Raw genomic sequence first — 21,799 nt, forward strand, 5'->3', positions numbered from 1 at the left:
CGACAGGGCTCAAAGCATCCGTGGCCCGCCGAAGCCCGGAACCGCCCCTACCGGGATCAGCGCCAGTATGACGGCGAGAAGGATGAAGGAACGCAACGCTTTTGGCGTGGGCTCATGCTCGATCTCCGGCCTGCCCGCCGCTAAGAGGATGAAGACCACGCCGACATCGAACGTCACGACCGTCAACCAGCGGGTCCAGTCATAGCCGGTCACAAAGACTGGGCAGATCAACAGGAGCCCGCCGGCGACCCACGTCATCCGGCCCCGCAGCGCCTCGACAAACGTGCCGAGCGACACCCCCGATATGGCGCTGAGTCCCCACATGGTCAGCGCGAGGGCACCGGCGCCGAAGATCAGCGAGACCGTGAGACCGAGCATGCCGATGTGGCCGACGGCGCGGACAGCATCGCCGATTCCGTTGTCGTAGTTCGGCATCACGTTGCGGCACACCCAGTCGTGATAGTCGGTTCGAACGGATTGCCCGTCAACAACGTAGTGCAGCAGCGACGCCGGCGACGTGACCGTCGCGAACGGGTTGGGCATCACGTGACGGGGCACCGACGCACAAAGCTGAGCCGCGATGTGGTGGCGGCCGAAGGCCGCCACGGCGGCCGTCGTGCAGACACCCGGCGTCACCGCCAGCAGGGCGCCTGGGCCCCGGCCGTTTTCCAGCGCACCACCCAGGGCGACGATCGCCAACACGGCGCCCAGCGCGAACTGCAGCCCGATCGCCTCGTGTACCAGTGTCAGCGCCGCGATGGCGGCGCCGTAGGCCGCACAGCATGCCATCGCGATATTGCGGGATCGCACCAACACCAAAGCGGAAGAAAGCAACGCCAGGGCGGCCCCGCCGAACAGGTCCGGCCGGGCCGAGTACGCGGCGAACGGGACACCGAAGGGGAGCAACGGGATCAGCAGCACAACCATCAGCCCGCGCTCTGACCGGCCGCGACCCAACAACACCACGCCCGCGACCGCTGCCAGACCGCACAGATAGACCGCCGTCGAGAGCCACCGCAAACCGAGCGCGACCGCGAAGTAATGTCCGGGGAGCAAGCGAACCAGTTCACCGGCGAGTCCGCGGCGGACGAACCCATGCGTGTAGTCGGCGGCGTAGTACGACATCCAGTACACATCGAGCGGAACGACCTTGATCGCGAACCACAGGACGACCAGGGCCCAAGCCGCGATCGCGGCGGCGCAGGCCGCGTAGCGGCGGTGGTGTGCGCGTCGGTTCGGCTCGACGTCCAGGTTCACCATCCGGTCCGGCCTTCGTAGACGGTGGTGGCGGACAGCCGCAGGTCGGCCAGCGCGCTGCACGCGAGCTCGCGGGCGGTCGCCGCACTGTCGGCCCCGCTTCGGCAGGCGATGACGTTGAGAAACCGGCTACCGTTGAACGTTCCGGTGCTGCAGAACAATTGGCCATGGCTCTGCTCGATGCGGCGACGGGTGACGCCCTGCTCGGCCAGCCGGATGCAGACCTCGGCTGCGTCCGCACCGTCGATGCGGCCCACGGCGGCGTCGAGGTTCCCCAGATTCGAGCAGCCGACCGGAAGTTGGCCGGTCGACATGGCAACGCCTTCGGCGCGCCGGACCAGCCATCGTGGCGTGAACGGAATGAGCGGCAATCCGGCGAGCATTTCGTTGGGTTGCCGTTGCAGCGACGTCAGCAGCGTCTTGACATCCTTACGCACCCGGCTCAAGTCGCCGGCCGCCGCCGCTCCGTCGACGGTGAGCGTGATCGAGGTCAGCGCATTCGCCCGGTCGTCATCGGCGCTGCGGTCGCTGACCGGAAGCACGACCGTCACCGAGCTTCCGTCGGCGAGCACCCTGCCCATCCGGTGGGCCAGCCGGGCCGCGTATGCGACGAATAGGGCGTTGGCGGTTCCGTTTAGGGCGTGCGCGCGGGCTTCCCATGCGGCGGCGTCGGTTTGCAAAGTGACCGATGGCAGGCCCGCGCGCTCGTCGTCGGCCGGTGGGGGCGGACCTGGCCGCGGCATCGTGGGCGGAACCCGGGGACCGGAGGACGCCTTGAACAAGATCCCCAGAGTCGCGATCAGCGCGCGGATGACGCCCGGTACGGCGAGCGCCGCACCGGCCAGGTCCTCGACGACGGCGCGCGCCCGACTACGTGAATTAGGCTGTGGATAGCGATGTTTGCCGCTTTCCGCGTTGACCGCCTCGCTGATCGCCGCTATGAGGCCGAGCCCATCGACCACACAGTGTGATGCCACCAAGGTGACCGCCGCACCGCCACCGTCGAATGGCAGGACGCCAAGGTGGAAGGTGGGGCCGTGCTCGGGATCGACGGGCACCTGCGCGCGTCTTTCGACCCATGCACCGAGCGCCGACCGGGGCCGGCACGGTTCCAGCGCGATATCGGGTGAGCGGCGGTCGGCCACCCAGCGGTGACGCCCGAATGGCAGCGGCGAGCGCTCGATCCGCCGTCCGAGCAGGCCGGTGGCGAGATTGGCGCGGAAGACCCGCAATTGGTCGACATTCACGTCTCGGTCGTATATCCACGTGCACTGCACCGTACTGCCTTGACCGGTGGCGCGCAGCCGTAAGAATGCGGCCTGGTCCAGCAGTGCCAACCTCCGCGCAGCCATCCCGGCTTGGCTACGTCGCGACCCCGCGACACGTCTGCGTGTCCGGGTGCTGACATCGGGACCTCGCGTGGGAGAACGTAAATCCATCAGGTGCGGCTGTGCACCCCGGCGTCGCACACCCTCGTGAACTCGGCACGCATCGTATCGACATAGCGCTGGACGGACTCGCGGGCGACGTCGGTGCCCGGGTAAGCGACCACCAGTTGGGTCCCGGTGTGCATGCGATTGACCCACATGCACACCGTCTCCGACAGCCGGTTGTCGCCCCAGATGCCGGCCCGCAAACCATCGAAGTAGTCACCGAACGGCAGCTTTCGGATGTCGATGAAGGACAACATCGGGACGGGCCGGTCCGGAACCTCGACCTCGTCGGACGTCGTCTCGAGTAGGTGGTAGTAGGGCACCGCGCCGAGGGCCGTGTTGGTGTCGAAGGATGTCTGGGCAGCGATGACCACCTCGTCGAATGACGCACCGGCGGTGGGTATCGCCAACGGGACGAAACTGGCCAGCCACCCGACGGCCGCGGCGTGCGCGGGATCTCGCCGGTTGTCGAACGGGGTGAGGCCGAAGTAGGTGGGTGCGCCGGTCAACCGGTGCTCGGCCAGGGCAGCGCAGGCGAACACCCCACCACTGAAGCGGGCTCCCGCGGCGCGGCACACCGCCTCGAATCGCCGGCCCTGGTCGTCATCGATCAGGTCGAACACTTCGATGGCCCCTGGCGTATCGGCGGACGCCTCGCCCAGTTCCAGGGGAAATCTGGGGAGCAGTCCATTGTTCGCCGCGAGAAACGCCCGCCAACATCGAATTTCGGGCGAATCGACATCGAGGCTCGCAGTGAATGCGCGTTGCCGCGCGCTGTATTCGCGGTGGCTGGGTGCGGGTATCGGCACAACGGGTGACTTCTGCAGCGCGGAGAAATACGCCGTCTGAATGTCCAGGAAAATCACACCCGCCGACATGCCGTCGGCGCGCAGATGATCGACGGCAATGTAGATGGTGAAGCGGTCTTCGCCCTGGATGATTCCGAAGCTGAAGCAGTCCCATTGCAGCGGATCGGGCGTATCGAGAATCAGTTTGCGAATCTGATGCGGCGCCATTTCGCCGAGATCCGTTGCTTCCAACGTGATGGTCTCGGGGTCGGCGATAACGTGGCGAACCACCTCGTCGCCGTCGTCGAAGGCGAACCGGTCATGATAGGCGTCGTGCCGCCGCACATGGCTGTTCAGCGCGTGGGTCATCGCGTCTATGTCGCAGACGCCCCAAATCTCCCAGGCTCCTATGCACAATCGCGGGATATCGCGGCCGCGGTTGACCTGGCGTCGGTAATACCGAAGATGCTGCGACTGCTGATAACTGACCGCCGCCGGATGGTATTGCGCGTCGGCTGCCTGCTCGTAGGTGCTGGCGGTGGGAAACCACGATACGACGGTGCCCTCGGCTGTCCAGTCGTCAACCGTGCCCAGGAACATGCGCGACCTTTCCTCCGTCAGTAGGCGACGCCGGTCCGGATGACCTTAACGTGACCGTGCATTGGTTGCCGGATGAATTCGACCGCCGAGGGAATTGCGCACCACGAGCCCAGCAAGTGGCGCTGCCGCTAGCTGCGTGGAATGCGCAGAAGTGATTTGGCTCACGCTGGTCCGAGTTGACGCCGCGAAAGCAGTCAGAGCGTCGCGGGGCGCAGTCATTGAAGATTCTCCTCGGGCGTGACAATCGCACGAGAATGCAGAAGACTCGCCGATCGCCGTCGTCTTGCCGTGCGAGGTAACCGCAACGCGGATCGCATATTTCGCGCGCGGCTAACTCAAGATAACTACTAAAAGCCTTTTACTCGACGCCTCGGCCCGACCATCACCGGATAGCGGGCGCTATCGTGGCGATGCAATTCTTGTCACCCCCGGGCCTGCGGAACGGCGCCGCGATCACCATATCTCAGGTTCGGTTAAGGCGGAATAGTACCGGTCGAAGTAATCTTCTGCCCACGTCATCCATCGGACGAACGGGCCATCCAAAATGCGAAAGGGGCTGCCGCGGTCTCCCTTTGAGTGCGACCGAACCCGACGCGAACGCCCGAGAGATACCACGGCCGGGCTATCCCGATGTGCCGCAACGCCTTACATTCGGCCCAGCGCGCGCTGACGGAGCGGCCGGGAAGGTCGTACGCGTCCGGGCCGCCCTCTTTGCCGCGGAGGCACGCCGGCCAGGCGTCCCGGCACGGGAACCCTTCTGCGTGCTTTGCCAGACCTGGCTGTTGGCAACCGTTTTGGCCGCGAGCGGAAATGCCGGCGCAGGAAGACGATTAGCCACGGGTGTTGCCGAAAGTCAACGGTGGGATCGGAGATCCGTGAAGCCTTGACTCCATACATACAGTGTGTATGTTTATACATACGGTATGTATCTAGGAGGTGAGGGATAGTGAGTGCCACGCTCGATGCCATTGCGAAGGAACGCGGAGTTGTTTTGGAGGTCTGCTCGGGATTGCCCGCTTCGATGTGGGCGAAGGACAGCGGATGTCCTGGATGGTCTGTTCAGGATCTGGTGTCGCACATGGCGTGTAGCTACTGGTTGGCGGTCGATCCATCGACGTTGCCCGATCCCGGTGGGCTGCCCGCCGAACGCGCCGCTGACCTCTATGTGGAGTCACGTCGCTGGATGACGCCCGCAGACGTCCTGGCCGACTACGAGGCAGTCAGTGCGCGAGGGCTGGAGTTGCTCGCCGCGGTGGAGGGCCAAGACGTCGAGATACCGATTGGGGACGTCGGAACGTATCCGGCCTCGGTGGTGCCCACCACCTTCGTCTTCGAGTCCTTCATCCATCTCCGGTACGACTTGTTCGCTCCGAATGGACCGTTGCAGTCGGATCCGCCCACGGTCGACGAGCTGCGGCTTGGCCCCACGCTCGACTGGATCGAGGCGGCCCTCCCGCAACAGAACACCCAGCTGCTCAACGCATTACGCACTGGAGTCGAGGTCCGGCTTGACGGGTTGTGTGCCCGAACCCTGCGGCTCGGCACCCGGGGCGATGTGACCGCGGGGATCACCTCTGATTCGCAAGCGTTCGTCCGCTGGGTCACTCAGCGCGGCACCTGGGACGGCCTGGCTGTCCAGGCGGAAGGGGACCCGTCGGCTCTGGACATCGTCCGCCGGCTCAGGGTGTTCTGACCGACGCCGCCTCCCGCGGTGGCGCCTCCCGCCGCCTTCATACGGTATGTATGAGAATGCATGCGGGGTGTGAAAGGTAAGGGTTGCATGGCGCAGGATGGTCGCCGGACACAGGCCGAGCGTGCCGCCGACACGCGGGGCGCACTGATCAGCGCCGCCCGTCCCCTGTTCGCATCGCTGGGATTCGCGGAGGCGTCCCTGGAGACCATCGTGCGAGACGCGGGTGTGACGCGCGGGGCCCTGTATCACCATTTCGCCGACAAGACAGAGCTTTTCGCCGCGGTTTTCGAGCAGGTGGAGGGCGAGATGGCCGCGCGCATGGTCGACGCCGTCGCGGCCGCGGGGCACACCGACCCGGTCGAGATCATGCGATTGTGTGCGGGCCTTTGGTTGGACGCGTGCTCCGATCCCGAGGTTCAGCGCATTGTGCTGCTGGAGGCGCTCGCGGTGCTGGGCTGGGAACGCTGGAGCGACATCGGGCATCGGTACAACATCGGATTCGTGACGGCGCTGCTGAATGACGCGATCGAGTCCGGCAGCATCCCGCGCCAGCCCGTTGAGGCGACGGCCCTAACCGTCATGGGGGCGCTGCGCGAGGCGACGCTTTACATCGCCCGCGCTGACGACCAGCGCCAAGCGCGCGCGGATGCCGGCGCGGTGATGGACCGGCTGCTGAACGCCCTGCGCGACAAGGACAGCTGACTCATCCGTTGTCAGCTTGGCGCTTGCCCGGCCGAAATCTGGCGCGCGATCGCCTTTTTGTCGATCTTGCCGATCGGGGTGGTCGGTAGCGATGCCATGGCGACCAGCACATCGGGCCGGGCGTGGGCGGCCGTGCCGCGCTGATCGAGGTGGGTGTTCAGTTCCGCCAACGTGACCGCCGTGCCGGTGAAAACGACTGCCGCGCAAATCTTCTCGCCGAGGTACGGGTCGGGCAGCGGCACCGCGGCCGCGGAGAAGATCGACGGGTGAGTGAGCATCTGCTCCTCGAGGTCCGCCGCGGAGATGGTTTCGCCGCCCCGGCAGATCACGTCCTTGACCCGTCCGGTGACCGTCAGGTACCCGTCGCGCCGCAGCCGGACCAGGTCACCGCTGCGGAAGAAGCCGTCCTGGTCGAAGCAGCGCTCGTTGTCGCGCTCGGCACGGTAGTAGCCGTTGAGCGTGTACGGCCCGCGCACCAGGAGCTCGCCTTCCTCGCCCGGCGCGACCGGTTCGCCGTCCGCGTCGACCACCCGCAATTCGTCCGCCACGCACAACGGCCGCCCCTGGGTGTGGTCGACGACCTCGGGCGGATCGCCCGGGCGGGTGTAATTCAGCAGCCCCTCCGCCATTCCGAACACCTGCTGTAGCCCCGGCGTCAACGCGGCACGGATCATGCGGGCGTCGTCGGGCTCCAATTTCGCCCCGCCAACTTGCAAGAGCCGCAGGGACTTCGGCGTCACCGGCTCCCACCCGCAGGCCTGCGCCCACAGCTTGGCCAGGGCCGGCACCAGAGCGGTGACGGTGACGCCGTGGCGCTCGATGGTGGCGAAGGCGGCCTCGGGGCTGGGGTCGGTGCCGAACACAGTGGTGGCGCCCACCGTCATGGCGCCGAGCAGGCCGGGGCAGGCCAACGGGAAGTTGTGCCCCGCCGAGAGCAGCACCAGATAGACGTCGTCGGCGGTGAACCGGCACACCTGTGCGCTCGCGGTCGCGTTGAACACGTAGTCGTCATGGGTGCGGGGGATGAGTTTGGGGGTGCCGGTGGTGCCGCCCGAAACGAGAAGCAAGGCAGGCGATCCGGGGTCGGCCGGCGGCGTCGGAGGTGGGGCGGTGGCCTGACCGCATAGTTGCGTCCACGAGGTGAACGAGCCCGGCTCACCGTCGACGATGACGTGGGCGAGCGTCGGGTGGTCCGCGACGAGAGCGCGCGCCATGGCGCGGTAATCGAAACCGTTGGCCGCGTCGGCGATCACCAACGCGGTGGCCCCGCTCACGGCGGCGAAGTGCCCCAATTCGGCCGCCCGGTGGCCGGGCAGACACAACACCGGGATGGCGCCCGCCCGCAGCAGCCCGAAGAGCGCCACCGCGAACTGGCAACCGTTCGGCAATTGCAGCAGCACCCGGTCGCCGGGCGCGATGCCCAGTGCCCGCAGTCCCGCGGCGGCGCGGCCGGCGCGCTCGTCGAGCCGCGCGTAGCTCAAGCCGAAGCCGTCCGCGGCGTCGAGCGCGGCGGTTCGGTCGGGCCAGCGCCGCGCGGCGTCGCTGAGGATGCTGTCCAAAGTGCGCCCAGTCCAGTAGCCGGCCGCCCGATACGCGGCGGCGCGGTCGGCGGGGAACGGCACAAACCCTTCGAGGGCCCCGGCCAGGGGTTGCCGTGCGTTCGCGGTCATCGAGGTCCTCAGGCGGGGGGCGTAGTAGCGGCGATTCGTGAGTAAGGATAGGGTAACCACCACAACTTAGGGCAGCCTGTGCTAATTCAGGGAGGGTTCGTGGTGCATGCCTCGGCGCGCCCGGCAGACGTCCGGGCAGAGGTAGCCGAACTGCTGGGCGTCGGTGTCGACGACGTCCACCCAACCACCAACCTCATCGGTCAAGGGCTGGACTCCATTCGGATGATGACCCTGGCGGGTCGCTGGCGCCGTCAGGGCATCGCCGTCGATTTCGCCACGCTGGCCGAAACTCCCACCCTCGAGGCCTGGGCCAAGCTGGTGACCGCCGAGCCGGCGACCGAGCCAAGCGATCACAAGGCTGCCAGCGAGGCGGCGCCGGGGGCCGACGGCGAGCCCTTCCCGCTCGCCCCGATGCAGCACGCGATGTGGGTCGGCCGGCAGGACAGCCAGCAGCTCGGCGGGGTGGCCGGACACCTCTACGTCGAATTCGACGGCGGCCCGATCGATCCCGCGCGGCTGCGCGCGGCCGCCAAAGAGCTGGCCCGGCGCCACCCCATGCTGCGGGTTGAGTTCCTGCCCGACGGCACCCAACGCATCGCGGCGGCCGGTGACGAATTCCCGGTCACCGTCGAGGACCTGCGCCACCTGGACGGCGACGGGGTCGATGCGCGGCTGGCCGCCATCCGCGACGCCAAATCGCACCAGCAGCTCGACGGCGCGGTGTTCGAGCTTGCCCTGACGCTGCTGCCGGGCGAACGTTCGCGCCTGCACGTCGATCTGGACATGCAGGCCGCCGACGCGATGAGCTATCGCACCTTGATGTCCGATCTTGCCGCTCTCTACCTCGGTCACGACCTGCCCGCGCTGAGCTACACGTATCGGCGCTACCGCGACGCGATCGAGGCGGAAGAGGCCCGGCCCCAACCGGCCCGCGACGCCGCCCGCGAGTGGTGGGCGCAACGCATCCCGCAGCTCCCGGACCCGCCGGCGCTGCCCACCACCGGCGACCGCGGTTCGCGTAGGAGCGCCCGGCTCTGGCACTGGCTGGACCCGAAGACCCGGGACGCGCTGTTTTCCCGCGCTCATGCCCGCGGGGTCACGCCCGCGATGACGCTGGCCGCCTCCTTCGCCAACGCCCTGGCGCGCTGGTCCACCACCTCGCGCTTCCTGCTGAATGTGCCGCTGTTCGGGCGCCAGCCTTTGCACCCCCAAGTCGACTCGCTGGTCGGCGATTTCACGTCGTCGCTGCTGCTGGATGTGGACCTCACCGGCGCGCGCACCCCGGTGGCGCGGGCCGGGGCCGTGCAGGACGCGATGCGGTCCGCCGCCACCCACGCCGCCTATCCCGGACTGTCGGTGCTCCGCGACCTCAGCCGCCATCGCGGCACCCAGGTGCTGGCGCCGGTGGTATTCACCAGCGCGCTGGGACTCGGCGAGCTGTTCAGCCGAGAGGTCACCGCCCAATTCGGCACACCCACGTGGATCATCTCCCAGGGGCCGCAGGTGCTGCTCGACGCTCAGGTCACCGAGTTCGACGGCGGCGTGCTGGTGAATTGGGACGTCCGCGACGGCGTCTTCGCCCCGGGTGTCGTCGACGCCATGTTCGCCTACCACATCGACGAACTGCTCAGGCTGGCCTCCGCCGACGACAGCTGGGAGGCGATGGGGCCGCCGCCGCTGTCGGACGCCCAGCGCGCGGTGCGCGACGCGGTCAACGGCCGCACCGCCGAACCCAGCGGAGAAGCATTGCACGACGGGTTCTTTCGGCAGGCCGAGCAACAGCCCGACGCGCCCGCGATATTCGCCGGCTCGGGGGACGTCAGCTACGGGCAGCTGCGCGAGCAGGCGCTGGCGGTGGCCGCCGCGTTGCGCACGGCGGGTGTCGGCCCCGGCGACACGGTCGCGGTGATGGGCCCCAAGACCGCCGAGCAAGTGCCCGCGCTGCTGGGCATCCTGGGCATCGGCGCGGTTTACCTGCCGATCGGCGTCGACCAGCCTCGCGACCGCGCGGAGCGCATCTTGCACACCGGTGCTGTGCGCCTGGCCGTGGTGTGCGGTGGGCAGCGACTGAACCTGAAGGTGCCCGAGCTCTGCCTCGCCGACGTGCTGCGCGACGTGCAGCTCGCGCCCGAGATCCATCCGGCGAGAGTCGATCCCGCTGAGCTGGCCTACGTGTTGTTCACCTCGGGCTCGACCGGGGAGCCGAAGGGTGTCGAGGTGACCCACGACGCCGCGATGAACACGGTGGAGTTCATCGCCCGCCACTTCGACATCGGCCCGGCGGATCGATGCCTGGCCCTGTCCACGCTCGAGGGTGACATCTCGGTGATGGACATCTTCGTGACCCTGCGGACGGGCGGCTCGATCGTGGTGGTCGACGAATCGCAGCGCCGCGACCCCGACGCCTGGGCCCGGCTCATCGACACCCACCAAGTCACCGTGCTGCACTTCATGCCGGGCTGGCTGGAGATGCTGATCGAAGTCGGCCGCGGCCGGCTGTCTTCCGTGCGGGTGATTCCCACCGGCGGGGACTGGGTGCGCCCGGAGCTGGCCCGCCGGCTGCGGGCCGAGGCACCCAACCTACGGTTCGCCGGTCTGGGCGGAGCGACCGAGACACCGGTCCACAACACGATTTTCGAAGTGGCCGACCCCGACGCGCTGCCGGCCGACTGGACCGCTCTGCCCTACGGGGTGCCGCTGACCAACAACGCCTGCCGTGTCGTCAACGAGGCGGGTGACGACTGCCCGGACTGGGTCGCCGGCGAGCTGTGGGTATCCGGCCGCGGCATCGCGCGGGGCTATCGCGGGCGTCCCGATCTCACCGCGGAGCGCTTCGTCGAGCACGCGGGCCGCAGGTGGTACCGCACCGGCGACCTGGCCAGGTATTGGCCCGACGGCACCTGCGAGTTCGTCGGCCGTGCCGATCACCGGGTCAAGATCAGCGGCTATCGCGTCGAACTCGGCGAGATCGAGGCGGCGTTGCGCCGACTCCCCGGAGTGGCCATAGCGGTGGCGGCCCTGCTCCCGGGACCCGGGGGCTCGGAGATCCTGGCCGCCGCCGTGTGCCCCGAAATGTCCAGCGGTGCACAGCCGTCCGCCGAGGGGCTTGCGAAGCTGATGGCCGAACTCGTTCCCGCGCATATGGTTCCGCGCCACTTCGCACTCGTGGAGCGGATCCCGTTCACCAACGCCGGCAAGATCGACCGCCGTGCCGTCGCGCGCCACCTTGGCGCCGCGATTTCCGTGGCCGAGCAGCCCGGCTACCGTCCCCCGGCGACGCCGCTGGAATCGGCGCTCGCGACGCTGCTCGGTGACCTACTCGGCGCGGAGCGGGTGGGGCGTGACGACGACTTCTTCGCGCTCGGGGGTGATTCGGTGCTCGCCACCCAGGCCGTGGGCCGTATCCGCACCTGGCTGGACACCCCGAATGTCATGGTCGCCGACATCTTCGCCACGAGAACCGTGGCGGCACTGGCGAATTTGCTCACCGACCGCGAGCGGGACGACGCGCGGCTGGACCAGGTTGCCGAGCTGTACCTGGAAGTCATCCACCTGGACGCCGACGCGGTGCTGTCGGCCGGTCGACACACCGCGAAAACCGAGACGGCACAATGACATCCGACCCTGTGCTGAGCGTGCCGACGGAGTTCGCATCCTGGATCAAGCGGGTGTCCGGCGGGAGCGCACGCCGACGCGCCGGCGCGACCGTCGTGTTTCCGCACGCCGGCGCCTCCGCGGCAAGCTATCGGTCGGTGGCCGCCGCACTGGCCTTGGGCGGGGACACCTACATCGTGCAGTACCCACAGCGCGCGGACCGGCTCAGTCACCCGGCCCCCGACACAGTGCACGACCTCGCCCGGGGCCTGTTCGACGCGGGGCCGTGGAGTCGCGTCGCGCCGCTTCGGCTGTTCGGCCACAGCATGGGTGCCGTCGTGGCGTTCGAATTCGCGAGGATCGCCGAATCCCACGACACCGCGGTGCAGCGCCTGTGGGTCTCGGCCGGGCCCGCACCGTCGGCGGTCGCCACGATGCCGCAACTCCCCACCTCCGACGACGGCCTGCTCGCCGACATCGCCGATCTCGGCGGCACCGACCCCGAACTGCTCGCCGACGAGGAGTTCGCGGAGTTGTTGACGACCGCGGTGCGAGCCGACTACCAAGCGATCAATCGCTACGAGTGCGCTCCCTGCGTCCGCATTCGCGCCGACATCAGGGTATTGGGGGCGCGCGACGACCACCGCGTCGATCCGGCCGCGCTGCGGCTCTGGGAGAACCACACCGCGGGCGACTTCGAGTTGTTCCTGTACGACGGCGGCCATTTCTATCTCAACGAGCACATCGACGCCGTGGCCGAACGGGTGAACGCCGATGTCTGACAACAGGTTCGACGCGGCGGCCGATCCGGTCGTGATCGTCGGCATGGCCCTCGAAGCGCCGGGCGGCATCGACACCGCCGAGAAGTACTGGGAGTTGTTGTCGCGCGGCCGTGAGGCGCTGGGCCCGTTCCCCACGGACCGCGGTTGGCAGGTGAGCGAGCTGCTCGCCGGATCGCGGCGGAGCGGCTTCAAGGAAATCCATGATCGCGGTGGATTCCTCACGGGTGCAACAACCTTCGATCCCGAGTTCTTCGGCATCTCCCCGCGGGAGGCCGTCGCCATGGACCCCCAGCAGCGCGTCGTGCTCCGCGTCTCCTGGCGCGCGCTGGAGAACAGCGGCATCAATCCCGACGACCTGGCCGGGCACGACGTGGGTTGTTTCGTCGGCGCCTCGGCCACCGGGTACGGGCCGCAGATGGCCAATTTCTCGAAGCACAGCGGGCACCTGCTCGCCGGGACCGCGCTGAGCGTGATCTCCGGCCGGGTCGCGTACACGCTGGGGCTGGCCGGCCCGGCGCTGACGGTGGACTCGTCGTGCGCGTCCGCGCTGGCCGCATTCCACGTCGCGGTGCGGTCGATCCAAGACGGCGACTGCGACATGGCGCTGGCCGGCGGGGTGAACGTCCTGGGATCGCCCGGATTCTTCGTCGAATTCTCCAAGCAACACGCCCTCTCCGACGACGGGCACTGCCGCCCCTACAGCGCCCAGGCCAGCGGAACGGTGTGGGCCGAGGGGGCGGCGATGTTTGTGCTGCAACGCAAATCGGCCGCCTTGCGCGCCGGCCGCGAGGTCGTCGCCGAGGTCCGCGCCACCACCGTCAACCAAGACGGCCGCAGCGCCGGCCTCAGCGCGCCCAGCGGTGAAGCGCAGATTCGCCTGTTTCGCCGTGCCATGACGCAGGCCGGGATTCGGCCCGACGAGGTCGGCATGGTCGAGGGCCACGGCACCGGCACCCGCCTCGGCGACCGCACGGAACTGCGGTCGCTGGCGCAAACCTATGGCGACACGGCACCCGGTTGCGGCGCACTGCTCGGCTCGGTGAAGTCCAACCTCGGGCACGCCCTCGCGGCCAGCGGTGCGCTCGGGCTGGCCAAGGTCGTGGTCGCCGCCGAACACGGGGCGATCCCACCGACTCTGCACGCGGCGGACCCGAGCCCGGAAATCGACTGGGACAGCCAGGGGTTGCGGTTGGCCACGACCCTGACCCCATGGCCGGCGGTCGCCGGCCGACGGACCGCGGCGACGTCGGCCTTCGGCATCGCCGGCACCAACGCACACGTGATCGTCTCCCTCCCCGAGGTCGCGTGATGCTCGGATCCCCACTGCCCGACGGTCGCGTACCCGTGTTGCTCACCGCGCACGACGAAGAGCTGATCGTCAACGACGCCAGAGCGATCCTGGACTATCTGGACCGCACCGACGCGGACCCCGCGGCGATAGGGTCCAGCCTGCTGCGGCTGCGTCGGGTGCGGCGGCACCGTGCGGTCGTCCGGGCGGCCGACCGCGCCGAGCTCGCCGGCGGGCTGCTCGCCCTAACCCGCGGCGAAGAGCACCCGCTGGTGACCCGGTCCTCGCACGGTGTGGCGCCGTGCATCGCTTTCGTGTTTCCCGGACAGGGCAACCAATGGCAATCGATGGGAGCCGAGGCCTATCAACGACTTTCGGCATACCGGGCCGCGGCCGACCGATGCGCGCAGGCCTTCCTCGCTGCGGGACTGCCGTCGCCGTTGCCCTACCTGACCGGAGGGGACGATCGCAACTGGTCGCGGACCGAGATACAAGGAGCACAATTCACCCACGCGGTCAGCCTGGCCTACGAATGGCGATTCCACGGTGTGCTGCCCGCAATCACCGTCGGCCACAGCCTCGGCGAGGTCGCGGCCGCCTACGTCGCCGGGACGATCTCGTTGCCCGACGCGGTCGCCCTGGTCGGAGCCCGCGCCACCATCGTCGACCAGTTGGCGGGTCAATACGCCATGGTCGTGCTCGGGGCCGGGGTCGACGAGGCCGAGTCCCTGATCGCGGAAGCCGCGGGCTGGTTGGAAGTCTCGGCCGTCAATGGCCCCTCGTCGACCGTGGTGTCCGGAGACCGCGACGCCGTGGCGGCCGCCGTGTTGCTGGCCCGGCAGCGGGGGATGTTCGCCCATCAGCTGTCCGTGGACTACCCGGGACACACCAGTGTGCTGCGGCCGTTGCGCGCGCAGTTGACCGAGCGGGTTCCCCGCTCGGCCTTCCGGGACAGCCCGGTCAGATTCGTCGGCTCGACCTTCGGTGCCGAGGTGGGCAGCGGGGCGGACTTCTCTCAGTACTGGTACGAAAATCTCTGTAACACGGTGCGTTTCGATAAGGCGGTCACGGCGGCCCAGAAACTCGGCGCCACCACTTTTGTCGAGTTGTCCGCGCATCCTTCGCTGCTGTACCCGCTCGCGGACCTGATCGACGAGCGAACGAGCGTGGTCGCCGGCTCGGGCCACCGCGAGGGAGCCATCACCGACGTGCTGGCGAAAAACATCGCGACCGTGGCGACCGCCGATCCCGGCTGCCAGTGGGCCAACACCATGCCCGGCGGTGTCCGGCGGCCGCTGCGCGGGTTCCCCAACGCGCCCATGCGGGCGGTCCACCTGTGGGCAGCGCCCGAGCCGCTGATCGACACGGCACCGGCCCCTTCGCTCACCGTCGCCGTCGAGGCCTGGCAACCCGCCCCCCCATCGGACGCTGCGGGTGCCGACATCGGATTCTTCGGCCCTGACGCGGAGGACGCGTTGACGCGGAGGCTGATGGAAGCCGTTGACGCACAGGGCGGTTGCCGGGTGGTCGCGCCGCACGATGCGGAGATCGTCGCCGTCGTCACCCCCGGGCTCGACGAGCGCGACCCCGCATCGGCGATCGCGCAGATCGCCGGCCGGCCGGACGCGGGTCTGCCGGACTACGCCGCACTGATCGGCCCGCGCTGCCGGGCCGTCTGGCTGATCACCGCGGGCGGCGAGAGCATCGACCCGGACGACACCGACGTATCACCGGCACAGGCAGCACTCGGCGCGATGCATCGCAGCGCCGGCTTCGAATTCAGCGACCAGGCCTTCGGGCATCTCGACCTGCCGGGCCGCGACCTCGACGCGCGGAGCGCGCGCGCCGTCGTCGAGGTGCTGCTCGGTGAGGCGGCCGAGGTCGCGCTGCGCGGAAGTGAAGTAACGCGACGGTACATCCGGACGTTCCGGGACTGCCGCGACTCGGCGACCGGTCGGCCGCTGGACGCCGCCGCACTGGACAACGTGGTGATCACCGGCGGCAGCGGCGCCATCGGCCTGCAGTACGCGCGATACTGCATCGAACGGGGGGCGCGGACGGTCACGCTGCTGAGCCGCAACGGTCTCGACCGGGACGTACTGCGCCGGCTGACCGACAATCACGACACCGAGGTACGCGCCCTGCGCTGCGACATCACCGATCCGGTCGCCGTGGCCGAGGCCGTCAGGCACGCCGGCGCGGGGGCGTCGATGCTGATTCACACCGCCGGCATCGCCCAGGCGCGCTCCCTCGCCGCGCTGACCGGAACCGACGTGGCGACGGTGTGTGCCGCCAAGGTGCGTGGCCTGGCCCTGCTGGCGCAGCGGTGGCCGCTGCGTCCGGACTGCCGAATCCTGGCCTGCTCGTCGGTGTTCGGAGTGTGGGGTGGTCACCACCACGCCGCTTATGCCGCCTCCAACCGGATGCTGGACGTGCTGGTCGCCCAGCTGCGCCGCGGGGGTCACGACTGCGTGGCGATCCGGTGGGGACTGTGGCAGGCCGCGGGCGTCGTGGCGGCCGACGAGATAGCCCGCACCGAACGATCCGGTCTGACCGCGATGGTGCCCGACGCGGCGATCGAGGCCGGCTTCCACCGCAATGACGGCGATCCGCTGATCTTCGACGCGGATTTCGACCGGCTCGCGGTGTTCTTCGAAAGCCAGTGCATGCCAACGCCTTTCCGCGTGTCCCGCGGCAGCGACGGGGGAGCGGTCCACCCCGCCGCCAGATCGCTGGCCGACGTGGTGCGCGCGGACGTCGCCGCGACACTGCACCTGGACGACTCGGTCTCGATCGACGCGAGCGCACCGCTGATCGACCTTGGGGTGGATTCCTTGCTCGCACTGGATCTGCGTAAGCGGCTACGCCGGACGGTCGGACGCTCGGTTCCGGTGGCTCGCATGCTCGGCGGGATCACCCTCAACGAATTGATCGATGCGTTGCGCGCCGGCTCCGGTGAGCCGCGCGAAGGCGCGAAACCCGACGTTCGCGAAGCCAGAAAGGTTGGACTCCCCGCGTGACGGACACCACCCAAGCCGGCGCACGGCTCGACGACGAGCGCCTGGAATTGTTGCGCCGCAAGATCGCCGAACGCGGCCTGGCCAGCCCGCCCGCCGCTTCGCCCGTGGCGACCGCCGAAGGGCCGCGCATGTCGGTCGGACAGCACCGCATGTGGTTCGTGCAGTCGCTGGACCCCGACAGCGCGCTGCTCAACGTCTGTGTTTCCTATCGCCTCAGCGGCGCGGTCGACATCCAACGGTTGCGGCACGCGGTGGACGCTGTGGCCGCGCGCCATGCCCTGCTGCATACGACGTACGCCACGGGCGCCGACGGCGACCCGTATCCGGTCATCCGCGAAGAGCTGCGCCCGGAGTGGGCCGAGCACGACCTGTCGGACCTGACCGATCAGTCCCGGCGGTTGCGGCTGGACGTGCTGGCGCAGCGGGATTTCCGTCGGCCCTTCGACCTGGCCACGGATTCACCCCTGCGGGTCACCGTGGCGCGGCTCTCGGCCACCGAGCTGATGCTGTTGATCACCGTCCACCACGTCGCCTGGGACGATGCCTCGTGGGCGCCGTTTTTCGCCGACCTGACCCGCGCGTACGTCGATCCGGACGGCTTCGCCGACGAGCCCCCGCAGGCGGCCCCCCCGCCGGACGAAGCCGCGGATCCCGCCGCGGACCACGAATACTGGCGCCGCCAGATGGCGAATCTACCCGAGCCACTTGAACTTCCGGGTCCCAACGGATCGGTGGTGCCAAGCACCTGGCGGGCCCAACGCACCGCGATGCCGTTGTCGGCGGCCACCGTCGACCGGGCGGCGGCGCTCGCGCGGGAGACGGGCGCCACCCCGTACATGGTGCTGATGGCGGCGTTCGCCGCGTTGGTGCACCGCTACACCCAGTCGACCGACTCCCTGATCGCCGCTCCGGTGCTCAACCGCGGCGTCGGAACGGAATCGGCGATCGGGTACTACGGCAACACCGTGGTGATTCGGCTGCGGCCAGGGCCCCTTCAGACGTTCCGAGAGCTGCTGACCGAGACCCGGGACCGCGCGGTGGGTGCCTTCGCCCATTCGCGCGCCGACCTGGACTGGCTGGTCCGCGAATCCAATCCCGACCGCCGGCACGGCGCCGACCGGATGACCCGGGTGAGCTTCGGGCAGCGCGAGCCCGACGGCGCCGGTTTCTGCCCGCCCGGGGTGCGGTGCGCGCGCGGCGAGTTGCGCGGCCATTTCAACCAGCTGCCACTGAGTTTCATGGTCGAGCTGGACCGCACGGGCGCCGGATTGATCGAAGCCGAATACCTGGTGGAAGTTCTGGATCGGCAACTGGTCGACCAGCTGCTGCGGCACTACGCCGTGTTGCTGGACGACATGCTGACAAACCCCGACACGGCGCTGTCGGCGTGCGCGCTGATGAATACCGACGACGCCGCGTGGCTGCGCCGCGCCTCGACCGGCGACAGATTCGAAACCCCGCCCACCACCTTGCCGGCGCTGGTCGCCCGCCGGGCGGCGCTCTCACCGGCCGCCATCGCCGTCGTGTACGAGGGCCGCGAGTACACCTATCGCGAGATCGACGAAGAGTCGAACCGCTTGGCGCACTGGCTGATCGAGCAGGGCGTCGGCACCGAGGACCGCGTCGCGGTGCTGCTGGACAAGTCACCCGAATTGGTCATCACCGCGCTCGGAGTGCTGAAGGCTGGCGCGGTCTACCTGCCGGTGGATCCCACCTACCCCGAGGATCGGCTGACCTTCATCCTCGGCGACGCCGACGCCAAACTCGTGCTGCGCGAACCCATTCCCGGACTGTCGGAGTACCCGGCCACCGCGCCCAGCGAATTGATCAGGCCGCTGAGCCCGGACAACACCGCCTACCTGATCTACACGTCGGGTTCGACCGGGCTGCCCAAGGGCGTGCCGGTGCCGCACGCACCGATCGCCGAGTACTTCGTCTGGTTCGGTGACGAGTACCGCGTCGACGAAACCGACCGGCTCTTGCAGGTTGCGTCGCCGAGCTTCGACGTGTCGATGGGCGAGATCTTCGGCACGTTGATCATGGGTGCCCGGCTGGTGATCCCGCGGCCCGACGGGCTCCGCGACATCGGCTACCTGACCGATCTGCTGAGCCGCGAAGGCATCACCTCGATGCATTTCGTGCCGTCGCTGCTCGGTCTGTTCCTCTCGTTGCCCGGCGTCAGCCAATGGCGCACCCTGCGCCGAGTCCCCATCGGCGGGGAGGCCCTGCCGGGTGAGATCGCCGACAAGTTCCATGCCACCTTCGATGCGCTGCTGTACAACTTCTACGGCCCGACCGAAACCGTGGTCAACTGCACCAGCTACCCGGTGGAGGGCACCCAGGGCACCCGGGTGGTGCCCATCGGACGCCCGAAGATCAACACGCAGGTCCACCTCCTCGACAACGCACTGCGCCCGGTCCCCGCGGGGGTGATCGGCGAGATATACATCGGTGGAACGCATGTCGCGCACGGCTACCACCGCAGGCCCGGGCTGACCGCCGAGCGATTCGTCGCCGACCCGTTCACGCCGGGCGGCCGGCTGTACCGCTCGGGCGACCTTGCCCGCCGCAACGCCGACGGCGACATCGAGTTCGTCGGACGCGCCGACGAGCAGGTCAAGATCCGCGGCTTCCGCATCGAGCTGGGCGAGATCGCCGCCGCCATCTCGGTCGACCCCAGCGTGGGGCGGGCGGTGGTGCTGGCCATGGACCTGCCGCGGTTGGGCAAGAGCCTGGTGGGATACGTCACGCCGGTGCCGGGAGCGGACCCGGAAACCGTTGACGTCGAACGGATCCGAGCCCGGGTGGCCGCGGCGCTCCCGGACTACATGACGCCGGCCGCCTACGTGGCGCTCGACGAGATCCCGATCACGGCCCACGGCAAGATCGACCGCGCCGCGCTGCCCCAGCCCCAGATCGCGGCGGCCGCCGAATACCGCGATCCGGTCACACCCGCCGAACGACGCATCGCCGCATTGTTTTCCGCGTTGCTCGGTCACGACCGAGTGGGGCTCGACGACTCGTTCTTCGACCTGGGCGGCCATTCGCTGGTGGCCACGAAACTGGTCACCGCGATCCGATCCGAGTGCGGGGTGGAGGTCGGCATCCGCGACGTCTTCGAACTGGCGACGGTAAGCGCGTTGGCCGAGCGGGTCGACCGGCTCAGTTCCGGCGAGCTTCGCCAGTCGCGGCCCAAGCTGATCGCCACGGCCCACGACGAGCCGATGCCGTTGTCGGCCTCACAGCTGCGCAGCTGGTTCGCCTATCGCGTCGACGGGCCAAGCTGGGTCAACAACATTCCCTTCGCCGCGAAACTGAGCGGGCCCTGGAACATGGACGCCCTGATCGCCGCCGTCGGGGACGTCGTTGCCCGGCATGAAATCCTGCGCACCTCCTACGTGGAGCTGGATGGCGTGCCGTATCAGGTGGTCGGATCCGCGGGTGACGTTTCCGTGCGCCGGGCCTCCGGCCCCGATCAAGCCTGGCTGCAACGGGAATTGGACGCCGAGCGCAGGCACTGCTTCGAACTGGACCGCGAATTGCCGATTCGGGTCGCGGTGCTGCGCACCGCCGATGACGCCGAGCACGTCCTGTCGCTGGTGGTCCACCACATCGCCTCCGACCACTGGTCGGCCGGGGTGCTGTTCGCCGACGTGATGACCGCGTATCGGGCCAGGCGGGCGGGGGAAGCCCCGGCGTGGGCGCCGCTGCGCGTGCAGTACGCCGACTACGCCGCGTGGCAGGGGGAGTTCCTCGGCGACGCGAGCGGTCAGGAGTCCGCTGTCGCCGCCGAGCAGCGCGAGTACTGGATCCGCCAACTGGCCGGGCTGCCCGAGGACAGCGGGCTGCGGCCCGACTTCCCGCGCCAGCGGGTGCCCAGCGGCGAGGGGGAGTCCGTCGACTTCGGCATCGACGCGACCACCCGCGCCAAGCTCGCCGAGTTGTCCCGCGAGCTGGGCATCACCGAATTCATGCTCTTGCAAACGGCCGTCGCGGTGGTGCTGCACAAAGCCGGTGGTGGGCTCGACATCCCGCTGGGCACCCCGGTCGCCGGGCGCACCGAGGCCGAATTGGATCAGCTGATCGGGTTTTTCGTCAACATCCTGGTGCTGCGCAACGATCTGACCGGCAACCCGACGCTGCGCGAGTTGCTGGCCCGCGCACGGGAAACGGCGCTGGCCGCCTACGCCCATCAGGACCTGCCGTTCGACCGCGTGGTCGACAGCGTCAGCCCGGTCCGTTCGTTGTCGCGCAACCCGCTATTCCAGGTGGTCGTGCACGTCCGCGACCACCTGCCCGCGACGCGCGTGATCGAGCAAGGCTCCGGCGAGGGCGAGCAAGACACGGTGTGCACCTCGCTGGACCCGGTCTTCGACATGGCGCACGCCGACCTCAGCGTCAACTTCTTCGGCACCGACGGCTCTGACGGCGGCGGATACAACGGCAATCTGATCTTCCGCACCGAGCTGTACAGCAGGGCCACGATCGAGCGATTCGCCGGCTGGCTGACTCGGGTGGTCACCGCATTTGCCGACAATGTCGACCAAAGTTTGCGCGACGTGCAGCTGACCGACGCCGCAGAGCGGCACCGCGTGCTGGAGCACTGGAGCCGCGGCGAGCGACCGCCGCACGACCGGCCGCGCACCATTGGGGAATTGCTGGAGCCCAGCCGAGGCTGGGGGACCGGGCGGATCGCGGTGCGCTGCGGCGATCGGCAGCTCGATTACCCAGCGCTGCACCGCCTTTCGGACCGCCTGGCGGCGTTGCTTGCCGCGCGCGGATAGCCCGGATCGATGGGGAAGTAACCGCCGCCCGCCTTCATGATGGCCACCAGCGCCACCACCAGGTCGATGCCGCGCCGCATCGACAGCCCGACCAACGACCCCGGCCCGACACCGCGCGCGGCAAGCAACGCCGCCAGGCGGTCCGAAAGGCGGTGCAGCGCTGGGTAATCGAGCTGCCGATCGCCGCA

The 21,799-nt window shown here is 69.0% G+C and carries 11 protein-coding genes and 1 pseudogene; 7 read left to right on the forward strand and 5 right to left on the reverse strand.

Annotated elements, in window-relative coordinates:
- Positions 1 to 9 precede the first annotated feature (9 nt).
- From A5704_RS16790 to A5704_RS16800, 3 genes are all read right to left on the reverse strand, one after another.
- Complete coding sequence (locus A5704_RS16790; RefSeq protein WP_067890009.1) at positions 10 to 1,260, reverse strand: hypothetical protein; 1,251 nt, start codon at positions 1,258 to 1,260, stop codon at positions 10 to 12.
- Entirely contained in the window at positions 1,254 to 2,609 is a 1,356-nt protein-coding gene (locus A5704_RS16795) for a hypothetical protein (protein WP_067890011.1), read from the reverse strand. Before A5704_RS16795 ends, A5704_RS16790 begins: the two co-directional genes overlap by 7 nt.
- Positions 2,610 to 2,695: 86 nt before the next feature.
- Positions 2,696 to 4,078 carry a condensation domain-containing protein gene (locus A5704_RS16800; protein ID WP_067890014.1) on the reverse strand — a complete coding sequence of 461 codons (1,383 nt, stop codon included), beginning with the start codon at positions 4,076 to 4,078 and terminating at the stop codon, positions 2,696 to 2,698.
- A gap of 946 nt (positions 4,079 to 5,024) precedes the next feature.
- On the opposite strand from A5704_RS16800, the gene A5704_RS16805 reads away from it, so the two are divergent.
- Together A5704_RS16805 and A5704_RS16810 are read left to right on the forward strand one after the other, a co-directional pair.
- Complete coding sequence (locus A5704_RS16805; protein WP_082950474.1) at positions 5,025 to 5,771, forward strand: maleylpyruvate isomerase family mycothiol-dependent enzyme; 747 nt, start codon at positions 5,025 to 5,027, stop codon at positions 5,769 to 5,771.
- 87 nt (positions 5,772 to 5,858) lie between these two features.
- Positions 5,859 to 6,473 carry a TetR/AcrR family transcriptional regulator gene (locus A5704_RS16810; RefSeq protein WP_067748371.1) on the forward strand — a complete coding sequence of 205 codons (615 nt, stop codon included), beginning with the start codon at positions 5,859 to 5,861 and terminating at the stop codon, positions 6,471 to 6,473.
- Between the two features lie 11 nt (positions 6,474 to 6,484).
- Here the strand turns inward: A5704_RS16810 and A5704_RS16815 are convergent, their stop codons facing one another.
- On the reverse strand, positions 6,485 to 8,143 hold the full coding sequence (locus tag A5704_RS16815) for a (2,3-dihydroxybenzoyl)adenylate synthase (RefSeq protein ID WP_067890018.1): 1,659 nt from the start codon (positions 8,141 to 8,143) through the stop codon (positions 6,485 to 6,487).
- A gap of 99 nt (positions 8,144 to 8,242) precedes the next feature.
- On the opposite strand from A5704_RS16815, the gene A5704_RS16820 reads away from it, so the two are divergent.
- From A5704_RS16820 to A5704_RS16840, 5 genes and pseudogenes are all read left to right on the forward strand, one after another.
- On the forward strand, positions 8,243 to 11,758 hold the full coding sequence (locus A5704_RS16820) for a non-ribosomal peptide synthetase (protein ID WP_067890021.1): 3,516 nt from the start codon (positions 8,243 to 8,245) through the stop codon (positions 11,756 to 11,758).
- Positions 11,755 to 12,519 carry a thioesterase II family protein gene (locus A5704_RS16825; RefSeq protein WP_067748377.1) on the forward strand — a complete coding sequence of 255 codons (765 nt, stop codon included), beginning with the start codon at positions 11,755 to 11,757 and terminating at the stop codon, positions 12,517 to 12,519. The genes A5704_RS16820 and A5704_RS16825 overlap by 4 nt, the downstream gene beginning before the upstream one ends.
- Complete coding sequence (locus tag A5704_RS16830) at positions 12,512 to 13,828, forward strand: polyketide synthase (RefSeq protein ID WP_067748379.1); 1,317 nt, start codon at positions 12,512 to 12,514, stop codon at positions 13,826 to 13,828. Before A5704_RS16825 ends, A5704_RS16830 begins: the two co-directional genes overlap by 8 nt.
- Positions 13,828 to 16,827 (forward strand): mycobactin polyketide synthase MbtD, encoded by a 3,000-nt coding sequence (gene mbtD / locus A5704_RS16835; protein ID WP_067748381.1) that lies wholly within the window; start codon positions 13,828 to 13,830, stop codon positions 16,825 to 16,827. The genes A5704_RS16830 and mbtD overlap by 1 nt, the downstream gene beginning before the upstream one ends.
- Positions 16,824 to 21,608 (forward strand): annotated as a pseudogene (locus tag A5704_RS16840) (non-ribosomal peptide synthetase); the annotation flags it as partial. The gene mbtD and the pseudogene A5704_RS16840, both read left to right, overlap by 4 nt.
- Here A5704_RS16840 and A5704_RS27785 read toward each other — a convergent pair.
- Entirely contained in the window at positions 21,551 to 21,739 is a 189-nt protein-coding gene (locus tag A5704_RS27785) for an AMP-binding protein (RefSeq protein ID WP_231969166.1), read from the reverse strand. The pseudogene A5704_RS16840 and the gene A5704_RS27785 sit on opposite strands and share 58 nt — an antisense overlap.
- Positions 21,740 to 21,799: the final 60 nt, after the last annotated feature.

It is taken from the genome of Mycobacterium sp. E735, assembly GCF_001666955.1.
Lineage (GTDB): Bacteria > Actinomycetota > Actinomycetes > Mycobacteriales > Mycobacteriaceae > Mycobacterium.